Source organism: Campylobacter concisus (assembly GCF_002913745.1).
GTDB lineage: Bacteria > Campylobacterota > Campylobacteria > Campylobacterales > Campylobacteraceae > Campylobacter_A > Campylobacter_A concisus_R.
Genome location: NZ_PPCG01000028.1, coordinates 1 through 11,485 on the forward strand (window position 1 = coordinate 1; position 11,485 = coordinate 11,485).

At 41.7% G+C, this 11,485-nt stretch carries 14 protein-coding genes; 4 read left to right on the plus strand and 10 right to left on the minus strand.

The annotated features are described in order from the left end of the window. Positions 1–105 precede the first annotated feature (105 nt). From CYO90_RS03315 to CYO90_RS10185, 3 genes are read right to left on the minus strand one after another with little or no spacing between them, the layout of a single operon-like run. Positions 106–645 (minus strand): thioesterase, encoded by a 540-nt coding sequence (locus CYO90_RS03315; protein WP_103578432.1) that lies wholly within the window; start codon positions 643–645, stop codon positions 106–108. A gap of 8 nt (positions 646–653) precedes the next feature. Beyond that, positions 654–1,523 carry a tRNA 5-methoxyuridine(34)/uridine 5-oxyacetic acid(34) synthase CmoB gene (gene cmoB / locus CYO90_RS03320; RefSeq protein WP_103578433.1) on the minus strand — a complete coding sequence of 290 codons (870 nt, stop codon included), beginning with the start codon at positions 1,521–1,523 and terminating at the stop codon, positions 654–656. A gap of 1 nt (position 1,524) precedes the next feature. Further along, complete coding sequence (locus CYO90_RS10185) at positions 1,525–1,692, minus strand: hypothetical protein (protein ID WP_002942642.1); 168 nt, start codon at positions 1,690–1,692, stop codon at positions 1,525–1,527. Positions 1,693–1,784: 92 nt separating this feature from the next. Here CYO90_RS10185 and CYO90_RS03325 point away from each other — a divergent pair, with 92 nt between their 5' ends. From CYO90_RS03325 to CYO90_RS03340, 4 genes are read left to right on the plus strand one after another with little or no spacing between them, the layout of a single operon-like run. Then, on the plus strand, positions 1,785–2,864 hold the full coding sequence (locus tag CYO90_RS03325; protein ID WP_103578434.1) for a transglutaminase-like domain-containing protein: 1,080 nt from the start codon (positions 1,785–1,787) through the stop codon (positions 2,862–2,864). Continuing rightward, positions 2,861–3,184 (plus strand): hypothetical protein, encoded by a 324-nt coding sequence (locus tag CYO90_RS03330; RefSeq protein WP_021085941.1) that lies wholly within the window; start codon positions 2,861–2,863, stop codon positions 3,182–3,184. Before CYO90_RS03325 ends, CYO90_RS03330 begins: the two co-directional genes overlap by 4 nt. Continuing rightward, positions 3,177–3,434: a heavy-metal-associated domain-containing protein gene (locus tag CYO90_RS03335; RefSeq protein ID WP_103578435.1), complete on the plus strand. Its 258-nt coding sequence runs from the start codon at positions 3,177–3,179 to the stop codon at positions 3,432–3,434. The genes CYO90_RS03330 and CYO90_RS03335 overlap by 8 nt, the downstream gene beginning before the upstream one ends. Positions 3,435–3,451: 17 nt before the next feature. Further along, positions 3,452–4,741 (plus strand): M28 family peptidase, encoded by a 1,290-nt coding sequence (locus CYO90_RS03340; protein ID WP_103578441.1) that lies wholly within the window; start codon positions 3,452–3,454, stop codon positions 4,739–4,741. An 82-nt stretch (positions 4,742–4,823) separates the two neighbouring features. Here the strand turns inward: CYO90_RS03340 and CYO90_RS03345 are convergent, their stop codons facing one another. The 7 genes from CYO90_RS03345 to CYO90_RS03375 are packed head-to-tail and all read right to left on the minus strand — an operon-like array spanning position 4,824 to position 11,332. Then, complete coding sequence (locus CYO90_RS03345; protein WP_103578436.1) at positions 4,824–6,101, minus strand: dihydroorotase; 1,278 nt, start codon at positions 6,099–6,101, stop codon at positions 4,824–4,826. Between the two features lie 2 nt (positions 6,102–6,103). Next, positions 6,104–7,033 carry an aspartate carbamoyltransferase catalytic subunit gene (locus CYO90_RS03350; protein ID WP_103578437.1) on the minus strand — a complete coding sequence of 310 codons (930 nt, stop codon included), beginning with the start codon at positions 7,031–7,033 and terminating at the stop codon, positions 6,104–6,106. A 17-nt stretch (positions 7,034–7,050) separates the two neighbouring features. Continuing rightward, positions 7,051–7,461, minus strand: a complete 411-nt coding sequence (locus CYO90_RS03355) for a tetratricopeptide repeat protein (protein ID WP_103578438.1) — start codon at positions 7,459–7,461, stop codon at positions 7,051–7,053. A gap of 9 nt (positions 7,462–7,470) precedes the next feature. Further along, positions 7,471–7,698 carry a hypothetical protein gene (locus CYO90_RS03360; RefSeq protein WP_002942640.1) on the minus strand — a complete coding sequence of 76 codons (228 nt, stop codon included), beginning with the start codon at positions 7,696–7,698 and terminating at the stop codon, positions 7,471–7,473. Further along, entirely contained in the window at positions 7,695–8,720 is a 1,026-nt protein-coding gene (locus tag CYO90_RS03365) for a DHH family phosphoesterase (protein ID WP_103578439.1), read from the minus strand. The genes CYO90_RS03360 and CYO90_RS03365 overlap by 4 nt, the downstream gene beginning before the upstream one ends. A gap of 9 nt (positions 8,721–8,729) precedes the next feature. After that, complete coding sequence (gene flhA, locus CYO90_RS03370) at positions 8,730–10,925, minus strand: flagellar biosynthesis protein FlhA (protein WP_103578440.1); 2,196 nt, start codon at positions 10,923–10,925, stop codon at positions 8,730–8,732. A 2-nt stretch (positions 10,926–10,927) separates the two neighbouring features. After that, complete coding sequence (locus tag CYO90_RS03375) at positions 10,928–11,332, minus strand: Rrf2 family transcriptional regulator (protein ID WP_004317794.1); 405 nt, start codon at positions 11,330–11,332, stop codon at positions 10,928–10,930. Positions 11,333–11,485 lie beyond the last annotated feature (153 nt).

Consider the following 11,485-nt stretch of genomic DNA (forward strand, 5'->3'; position numbering starts at 1 on the left):
ATTACCGATTGTTTACCAAAATAAGATAATAAGATAAGATTTGTCTTTAAAATTTTGAGTTTATTTGAAGTTAAAAGATGAGAATTTATATCTCATCAGTTAAATTTAGCCGTTGTTTTTGGCCTGCGCCTCTTCGCGCTCTTTCTTTTGTCTTATGGCGGCTTCTTTTTGGATATTTTTTTGCCGAGCGACAAAGATATGCTCTTCAAGCGTGACTAGCTGAAAGACACCTTCAAAGATCTTGATCTCTTTTACGTAGCCTATCACTTTTACCTCTCTTTTTCTGCTCTCTTCAAACCTTGCTTGTGCGTCAAATTCGACCACGTCGCCAAGTTTTAGCGGTCCAAAGAAATTTATCCTAGCACCGATGCTAACGCAAAATTCTTCATTTATAGCTAAAAGTGCTGCGTAGTTAGCCCCCATGAAGACAAAACCGCTATGTATGAGCCCCTCAGCGTCACTTACCATGTCAGCCGTGGTAAAAAATCTAGTTTTTGCGTGATTTTTCTCAAGTAAAAATGCCGTTCCACTAAAATTTAGCTTTGTTAAAGGAGCAGTTTTTATCTCGTTTCTTAGCGGATTTTCGTCCTCTGGGAGGATTATTTGTGACTCGTCTTTTGCTTCAAAAATATTTTCATCTGCCATATTTATCCTTAAATTTTAACTCTCACGTAGGCTCTTTTTGGGGCTGGATAGCCTTCAATCGTCTTTGTATTATCGGCTGGATCTAAGAAATTTGAAAGACTCTCACCATCTATCCACTGCGTTTTTCGCTGCTCATTTAGATCAGTCGCCTTTGTATCAAGCAGGGTAAAGTCCTTAAATTTCGCCCTCTCGCACCAGTTTTGAAGTGCACTAAGCGTTGGCACAAAGTAGATATTTGGAATTTTGGAGTACCTATCTTTTGGCGTAAGTGCAAAGTCGCCGTCCATATCTATATACATCGTGTCTAAAAATAGCTCGCCACCTGGATTTAGCGCGGTTTTTAGCTCTTTTAGCATCTTTATAGGGTCACTTCTGTGATAGATGACACCAAGGCAAAAAATGGTGTCAAATTTCGCTGCGTATTCTGGCAAGCTTTCTACTCCAAGAAGCTCGTAGGTGATATTTGAGCGGATAAATTTATCTAAAAACTTAAATTGCAAATATGTATGCACGCTTGGGTCAAAGCCAGTTATGCTTTTTGGGCCATAACTAAGCATCTTAAACATATAATATCCATTGTTGCAACCCACATCAGCCACGCACTTGCTAGCTAAATTTAGGTGTGGGGCTAGGATATTAAATTTAATAAAACTTTGCCACTCGCTATCTATATATATATCATCAAGTAAAAATGGCCCTTTTCGCCAAGGCTTTAGACTAAGGGCGATGTCGTAAATTTCATCTTTTTTGGCTTGGTCTAAATTTTTAAATTTGATATTTACGCTATCAGAGAGGCTAAATTCGCAATCAAAATTTGCTAAATTTTCTATCCTATTAAAAATTTGCTTTTGCTGCTCGTTAAATTTGCTAAGATCCACGCTATTTCCAGTCTACGATGTTGTGCGGACACTCTTTTTGGTAGGTGCCAGTCGCGTCATAATACTCTTTACAATCATTATAATATTGAGTCGAAACTCCGCGCTCATTCATATAAAGACAACCGTTGCAAAATAGCGCTATAAAGCCTAAAAATATAATCTTTTTCATGTGGCGGATTTTATCATAAATAAAAATTTTATGCTAGAATAGCAGGCAGTTTTAGAGCCAAGTTTGGCTAAGATTAAGCAAAAAGGCATTTTATGCAAAGAAGAGATTTTTTTAAATTCAGTAGTTTTTTAGGTGCAGCAAGTCTGCTTCCAAGTGTCACTCTAGCTAGTGATGAGCCAGCAAACCCAGTAGTTAGAAATTTTGACGTAAATTTCAAACATCTGCTTCTTGAAAAGGGCAAAAGCTCGAGAATTTGGCTACCGCTCCCACTAAGCACCACTTATCAGCAACTAACCCAAGACTACGTCATAAACACAACCGCTAAAAACGTCTATATCTCAGACACGCTAATACCAACAATGTATGGCGAATTTGAAAAAAATGAGCAAAGACCTATTTTAAATATCCAGTTTAAGATCCAAACAACAGAGCGCAATACCGACTTTAGCAAGGTAAATTTCGATCCAAATGAGAAGGTCGATCCTGCTGTTTTGGAGTTTTTAAAACCAACTTCACACATCCCAACAGATGGTGTCGTAAGGGCAAAAGCGCTTGAGATTATCGGCAATACTAAAGGCGATTTGGAGCGTGCAAAGGCTATTTATACGTGGGTGGCAAACACTATGCAGCGTGATAATAGTATCCTAGGATGTGGCACGGGTGATGTTAGAGCCATCCTAGAAAGTGGCAAGCTAGTAGGCAAATGTACCGACATAAACTCAGTTTTTGTGGGACTTTGTAGATCAGTTGGCATACCTGCTAGAGAAATTTTTGGCATTAGGGTTGGTCAGTCTAGATTTTCAGACCAAATGGGTAGCGCAAAAGACGGCGTGGCTAAAATTTCAGGCGGACAGCACTGCAGGGCTGAGTTTTACTTAAAAGGCTATGGCTGGATACCAGTTGATCCAGCAGACGTCACAAAGGTGAGACTTGGTGAGAAATTAACAAATGATGACGCTAAGATCGTAGCTGTTAGGGATTATTGCTTTGGCAACTGGGAGATGTGCTGGATAGGCTTTAACTACGGACGTGACTTTATCTTAAAGCCAACTCCAGAGCAAACTCCGCTAAACAACTTTGGCTATCCATACGCTGAGGTTGATGGCAACACGCAAAACTACTATTCGCCAAAAGAATTTAGCTACGACTACGTATCAACAGAGCTAAAATGAGAGCCTTTTGGCTGATACTAACATCCATAGGTAGTGCTATCGGCGCTACCTTGTGCTGCTTGCCGGCACTTCTTTTTCTACTTTTTGGCACATCTTTTTCATTTCTATCTTGGACACAAAATTTATACGAGTACCGCGTCCCTTTAAGCGTTGTAGCCGTCATTTGCTTTGTGATTTCAGGAATTAGTCTATTTTACAAGCCAAAAAGCTGCAACCTAAGCTATAAAAAGAAAAAATGGATACTTATATATATACTTTTTGGAGTGATTTTGCTTTTACTCCTTACATATCCGGAGCTTTTAGGAGAAATTTATGCGTAAAATTTTAGTTTTAACCATTCTTGCACTTAGTTGCTACGCTGATAAAAAGATAGAAATTTCAGTACCTAGCATGCACTGTCCGCTTTGCACAGCGATAGTAAGAAAGGCCGCACTTAGCGTTGAAGGCGTCAAAAAGGCAGATGTTTCGCTAAAAGAGCGAAAAGCTGTCATTGTAGCAGATGATAATGTCGATGAAAAAGAGCTTTTAAAGGCGGTTGATGCGACTGGCTATAAAGGCGAGATAAAATAAATTTAATGGAGGCAAATATGCCAAAGAGCGAAATTCTAACGAAATTTGAGACACTTGCGACGATACCGCACTGCAGTTACGATACTGATAAGATGCGTGATTTTCTGGCCGATTTTGCAAGAGATAAGGGCTGTGAGGTCGTGGTCGATAGCTTTGGTAACGTCCATGCCTATAAGGGCAAGCCAAAAATTTGCTTGCAAAGCCACTACGATATGGTCTGCATGGGCGATGCGCCAAAGATCGAGATAGTTTATGGCGATGATGGCTACATGAGGGCTAAAAACTCATCTTTAGGCGCAGATAACGGCATAGGTGTGGCTATCATGATGCAGATGATAAGCGAATTTGACGACATTGAGTGCCTCTTTACAAACAACGAAGAGGTCGGCATGGTTGGAGCTGCTGGCTTTAGCGGCGATCTAAAAGCCGATAAGCTTTTAAATTTAGACAGCGAAGAGGACGACCGCGTAACTATCGGCTGCGCTGGCGGTGTAAATTTATTTGCCACTATCGCACTAGACAGCAAAAAAACAAAAGAGAGCACGCTTTACGAAGTAAAAGTGATCGGCCTACCAGGCGGACACTCTGGCAACGAGATACATAAAAATATCCCAAATGCGATCAAGGTTTTGGCTGCATTTGTGACTAAAAATGGCTGCAAACTTGTTAAATTTGAAGGTGGCGAGCGAAGTAACTCTATCCCAAGTGGCGCAACTGCACTGGTTTTAAGCGATAAGGAGCTAAAGAGCGAGTGTGAAAATTTAAGCGTGAAAAAGCTTGGCACGGGTGAAGAAATTTTAGAAAATGGCGAGAAAATTTTAGCTTTAATTAACTCGTTTTCTCAAGGCGTAAGAGCCTATAACTGCGAGCTAGGCATACCACAAGATAGTGTCAATCTCTCACTTGCAAAGATCAAAGATGATGGCGTGCTTGAAGTGGAGTTTTTTGCAAGATCAATGAGTAAAGATGGACTAAATAGGATGGAATTTGAAATTTCTGAGCTTGCAAAAGCGGTTGGTTTTAGCGTTATCAGAAAAGATAGAAACCCGGCTTGGAAGCCTATAAATGATCAATTTGCAAACGACATCCTAGAAGAGCTAAAAATTTATAAGCCAGAAGCTAGGATCACAGCCGTTCACGCAGGCCTTGAGTGTGGAGTGCTTTTGGAGAAAAAAGCGGGTCTTAGCGCATGCTCTATTGGACCAAACATCTACTCACCGCACTCAACAAGAGAGCACTGCGAAGTCGCCTCTGCGCTTTTTATCGAAAAAGTTGTTCGCGGTATCGTTAAAAAATATAACTCATAAAAAATAAAATTTGCTAGAAATTTCTAGCAAATTTTGGATTTTGAAGATTTAGGATTTACTCGCAAGCACGAGCAAATTTATATTATTTTCCAAACTCATAAACGATCTTGCCACTTTTTATCGTGGTAGTCGCTGCGCCTTTTAGCTTTTTGCCAAAAAGCGGAGAATTTATCGATTTTGAGCGGTTTATCTTCTCATCATAAATGTACTCGATCTCAGGATCAATCACCGCAATATCAGCTAGCATACCAACTGCGAGCTTACCTTTGTCTTTTAAATTTAGCATTTTAGCCGCATTTGTAGATGTTAGCTCCACCATGCGCTCTAAGCTTATAACGCCCTCATTTACGAGCTTTAACGTAAGTGGCACAAGGGTTTGAAGTCCGATGATACCAAATGGCGCCTTGTCAAATTCCACTATCTTTTCATCTGTATGGTGCGGCGCATGATCGGTGGCGATAACGTCTATGAGACCGCTTTTCAGTGCCTCTCTCACAGCTTTTACGTCGCTTATCTCACGAAGTGGCGGCGACATTTTGAAATTTGTATCATAGGCATTTTTTAAAATTTCATCGTCACTAAAGCTAAAATGGTGTGGTGTGGCCTCGCAAGTGATGTTTATGCCCTCTTTTTTGCCCATTTCGATGATCTTTAGCGAGTACTCCGAGCTTACGTGAGCGATGTGGATGTGCGCTTTGGTGAGCTTTGCAAGCAGCATATCACGGCTAACTGCGATCTCCTCTTTCTCTCTTGCCATGCCGCGAAGTCCAAGTATGGCTGAGACCTTACCCTCGTGCATGACGCCCTGCCTGCAAAGCGAGCAATCCTCTGAGTGGCTTATACAAAAGCTACCAAACATACTTGAGTACTCAAGTGCCGCTCTCATCACGCTTGAGCTAGTGACTGGTAGTCCATCGTCACTAAATGCAACTGCGCCAGCCTCTATAAGATCACCCATTTCGACGATCTCATTGCCACCAAGCCCTTTGCTGATGGCTGCGATTGGTAAAAGATCGATCAGTCCGCAGTTTTTGGCCTTTTCTATCATCGCCCTTGTGATCGAGGCGTTGTCATTTACTGGGTTTGTATTTGCCATGCAAAGGCAGGTGGTCACTCCTCCAGCCACGGCCGCCTGCGAGCCTGATATGATGTCGTCTTTATACTCTTGACCAGGATCGCGAAAATGCACGTGCATATCGATAAGTCCTGGCATGACTAGCTTATTTGTAGCATCGATGACCTTATCAGCCTCAAATTTCTCACTTCCGATTTTGGCTATTTTGCCGTTTTCTATTAGGATATTTGCCTTAAATTTCTCGTCGCTATTTACGATAGTGCCGTTAATTATTGCTATTTTCATCGTTAGCCCCTATTTTTTGCAAGCGTATTTAGTATCGCCATTCTTATCGCAACGCCATTTTCAACTTGGTTAAGCACCACTGAGTGTGTGCCATCAGCCACGTCTGAGTTTAACTCCACGCCCCTATTTATAGGCCCTGGGTGAAGCACGATCGCGTCAGGCTTTGCTAGCTTTATCCTATTTTTATTTAGTCCAAAAAATTTCGAGTACTCCCTCGAGCTTGGAAATGCCACGTCCGCACCGCCACGCTCTAGCTGGATGCGAAGCATGATGATGACGTCACTGCCCTCGCAAGCCTCTTCCATATTTTTGCAAATTTGAGACTCAAAGACCTCAGCGTCTTTTGGCATCATCATCCTTGGCGCAAAGAGCTTTAAATTTATGCCAAATTTCTTCATCGCCCAGATGTCAGACCTTGCCACGCGGCTTCTAGCGATGTCACCGATGATCGCCACGTTTAGGTTTTTATCCAAAATTTTACCATGCTCTCTTAGCGTGAAAAGATCAAGCAAAGCTTGGCTTGGGTGCTCATTTGTGCCATCTCCTGCATTTACGACGCTAGCCTCTGTCCTATCAGCTACAAATTTCGCCGCTCCAGAGCTTGGGTGACGAAGCACAATGATGTCAGTTCTCATAGCAGTCATGTTATTCATCGTGTCATTTAGGCTCTCGCCCTTTGTCACGCTCGAGTTTGATGAGCTAAAATTTATCGTATCAGCCCCAAGCCTCTTTGCTGCGATCTCAAAGGATGTTCTAGTTCTTGTCGAGTTTTCATAAAATGCGTTGATCGTGGTCTTTCCACGAAGGTAGTCATTTTTTTTAACTTGGCTTAAATTTAGCTCCTTAAACTCTTTTGCCGCCTCTAAAAAATATAAAATTTCTTCCTTGCTAAGCTCTCTAGTTCCTATCAAATCTTTATGTTTGTAGCCCATTTTAAGCCCTTTTTGATCTATTTTGTTACAAAGTCACAAGCCGGTTTGTAGCCGTTGTCGCAAGCTTTTTTAAACAAAGCTTTTGCCTTCTCTTCGCTTTTTGCTTCATTGTCGTCTTTATCTTTTATAAGGCCATAAGCTGTCATTTCGCCTAGTTTTTCGCAGGCCATGCCCTCATTTTCGTCGCACATTTTTGTAAAAATTTTCTCAGCCTGAGCTCTATCTTTTGCCACGCCGTCGCCGTTAAATAGCATGATCGCATTCATCGTGCAAGCTTTTTTCTCGCCCTCGCCGCAAGCTTTATTAAAAGCAAGGTATGCCTCGTTAAAATTTTTCTTTGCATAAAGCTCATTTGCCTTGTCTAAATTTTCATTTGCCATAGCATTTAGCGCAAAAACTGCCGCCGCTAAAACTAAAATTTTCTTCATATTTTCTCCTTATTTAAATAACTTTGGATGGTGTTTTTTCATATATTCAACTATCTCTATGACCTCGTCGCTACCGCTAGCATCAGAGTTTTCTAGCGCATCGTCGATGCACTCGACATAGAGATTTGCCGCCTCTTCAAGCTTATCTTTTTTCACGCCAGCATAGTAAAACATCGCTTCAAGCACCATGCTAAGCTCGTAGCTAAGCTCCTCTACGCTTACCTCTTCTTCTTTCATATCTCCTCCTGTGTTTTTTTTGTTATTAGATCAACTATCTGCGCTTTGATCGGATCAAAACTAAAGCCATCTTTGAAATTTGCAAAGAGCCCGCCACTTGCATTGACGTGTCCGCCTCCGCCAACTAGGTGCTTTGCCATGGCGCTAACGTCTAGCTTGCCATTTGCGCGAAAGCTTAACGTTTTTTTATTTGTCACGTCGATAAAGAAGTCAAATTCAGGATTTGCCACTAAAAAGTCGTTGCCGATAACAGAAACGTTGCCGATATTGTAGGTCAAAATTCCTTTATGGTCTTTATACTTTATGCTAAATTTCTCTTTATTTTCACTAAGTTTTTTGACGACGTAGTTTGAGATCAGGTTGCTTAGCGTATCGTCCTTGTCCTCTTTGAAAAATGACTTCTTAATCGCATGCACCTGCATATCAAGGCCGATATAGTCGTTCTTCTCGTTAAAAAATTTGCTAGCTTCTTTTAAGATATGATCCATATATAGGTTGTTTTCAGCCTCAAACATCACCTTATTTATCTCTTTGGCGTTTGCCACAAGCCCCAAGCAAACCTTGCCCATCTCAAAATTTTTATCATCTTTTAGCCAGATATCCACGGCATTTACGACGTCGCTAAAGATTTCAAGCTCTTTATTTTGACCAAAAATGCCTGCAAAAAAGTCGTAAGTGATCTTTGTGGCGCACCTTGAACTATCCAAAAAGTACCAAGCATAAGTACTCGCACACTCAGCACCACTTTGGTGATGATCTAGCAAAAATAGCTTGATATTTTTACCATCTATCATCTCCTCAAAGCTCTCACACTGAGCTAGACTTAAATTTAGATCAGTGATCAAGATAACGTTTTTATCATCGTTTGAGGCATCTATCTCAGATAAAATTTGAGCAAATTTATCATCTATCTCTCTGCCGTAGTTTGAGTTTAGAAATTTCACATCTTTGAAGTAAAAATTTGTTATGTATTGTGCGCCGTATCCGTCAAGATCGGTGTGCGAGAGGTGATAAATTTTCATCGTTTTCCTTTATAAATTTTCTATTTCTATGACGCCAACCGTTTCAAATGGCGTATTTGCCGAGATCTCAGCAAAGCTTAGTACTACTATGTCGATGGCGAAATTTGCGCAGATATTTGCTATAAATTTGCGAAGGCTTGGCTCCACGCAAAGCACCATTTCTCCGTGCTGGCTCATCGGCCGTTTCTCTTTTTCACGCCTTAGCGCCTGCACGATCGATGATGTCTGCGCTACATTTATCATCAAGTGATATGCTCCGTCTTTATACTGCACCGCATCCATCAGCTTTTGCTGTGCGGCGGTGTCTAGGATATAAAAATTTAGTTGCCCCTTTTCATCTACATAAAGCGAGGTGATGACACGTGAAAGCGCTGCACGCACATGCTCGATGATCATGTCTAAATTTTTACTAACCTCGGCGATGTCGCTGATGGCTTCAAGTATGCTAAGTAGGTCTTTGATCGGAATATTGTCTTTAAGCAGCGTTTTTAAGACCTTTTGGATCAAATTTATAGGTGCGATCCTTAGCGTATCCTCGACCACGACTGGGTAGTCGATCTTTAGTTTGTCTAGTAAATTTTGCGTCTCTTGGCGAGTTAGAAGTTCGGCTGCATTTTGCTTGATAAGCTCGCTCATATGTGTTGAGATGACGCTTGCAGGATCAACTATCGTATAGCCACTAAGTATGGCGTCCTCTTTGACGCTAGCGTCGATCCAAAGAGCGTCTAGTCCAAAAGCTGGCTCTTTTGTCGGAATCCCCTCGATATCCTCGCTAACTAGGCCACTATCCATCGCTAGAAATTTATCCGCATAAATTTCACCCTGACCGATGATGATACCTTTTAGCTTGAAGCGGTACTCGTTTGGTGGTAGCTGGAGGTTGTCGCGGATCCTTATCTTTGGCATCAAAAAACCAAGACTTGAAGCGATATTTCGCCTCATAGCGCGAATTCTTTCTATCAGATCCACGTCAGCTAGCTTTAGTAGGCCATATCCTAGATCAAGCTCTAAAATTTCAAGCTTTAAGATGTCATTTATCTTTGTCTCTTCTTCTCTTGCGATCTCTTCGTCGCTCTTCTTTGGAGTCTTAGCAGCCCCGCCACTTGCAGCTGCTGCCCCTGCCCCACTTGGTGCAGCGGCTCCAGCTTTTTTACCAGCTGCTTTTTCTTTTGGCGCAAGGCTTAAATTTAGCCCGCCATCTTTGGTCTGCTTGATGATGTAGCCAAGCCCCAAAAATAGCAGTGCTATAAAGCCAAGAGATAGCGTCGGAAGGCCTGGAACAAGGGCAAACATAAATAGTATGAAGCCAACTATTAGCAAGGTTTTATAGTCTCCTAATAGCTGATTTAGCGTGCCCTCTGCAAAGTCCTCGTCGTCCTTGCTAGCCCTTGTGATGATGATGGCGGTCGCTGTTGAGGTGATAAGTCCAGGTATCTGGCTCACAAGGCCATCACCGATGGTTAGGATCGTATAGTACTGAGCCGATGTCGCCATATCAAGGCCGTGCTGAAACGAGCCGATAGCAAAGCCGCCGATGATGTTAATGATAGTGATGATGATACCGGCTACGGCGTCACCTTTTATAAATTTAGACGAACCATCCATCGCGCCGTAGAAATTTGCCTCGCCGATGATGGCTTGACGTCTTTCGCGCGCCGTTTTTTCGTCTATTAAACCTGCGTTTAGGTCCGCATCTATCGCCATTTGCTTACCAGGCATCGCATCAAGTGTAAAACGAGCTTGCACCTCGCTCACACGGGTTGAACCCTTTGTTACGACCATGAAATTTATGAGCACCAAGATACAAAATACGATAGTGCCGATGACGAAGTTGCCGCCAACGACGAAATTTCCAAAGCTGGAGATAATCTCACTGACCGCTTCTGGGCCGTTGTGACCCTCGCTTAAGATCATACGAGTGGTCGCTATGTTTAACGAGAGACGAAAAAGCGTGATGATGAGAATGAGTGTCGGAAACGTGCTAAGGTCAGTCGGTTTTGGCACGTAGATCGAGATCAAAATAATAAGCACCGAAATCGAGATCGAAAGTGCCAAGAAAAAGTCAAGCACCGCACTTGGAAGCGGTACGATGATGATAGCAAGGATGGCAACGATGATACCAACGATGCTAAGACTTTTAAATTTGACAATCGGCGCAAGAAACGGTGCGACAAGAGTCAAAATATTATTTTTTTGCTTTGCCAACTTTACTTCTTAACGATGTCACTTAGTTTGATCGCATCAAGCATCTCGTCGATCTTGCCTTGAAGGCCGCTAAACATCGACCAAATTTGACAGCTTGAAGCTTTATTTGACGGGCAGCCAAGGGCTGAAGATGAGCACTCAAAGACGCTTAGTTCGCGCTTTTCGGCGCATTCGATTATCTTTTTTATGCTTAAATTTTCAGGTTCGCCGTTTAGTGCAAAACCGCCATTTGCTCCTTTAAATGACTTTAAAACTCCATCTTTTGCTAAATTTTGTAAAATTTTTGCCAGAAAGCTTTTTGAAATTTTAAGCTCATTTGAGATCGTATCAACATCAACTGGCGATGATTTTTGAGATATTAAAATAAGCGAAAGTAGAGCGTATTCGCTTGCCTTTGTAAAAAGCATTTATCTTCCTTAACTCTTTAAATAGCCATAATTTTATTAAATTTTTACTGCATTTTTCATTAATTTTTAAAAAGCGCCGTTTTATCTAATTTTATGTTTTAAATGCTATAATCGCTCTTCCAAAATTCACCAATCAGGAGGTCATCATGGCTT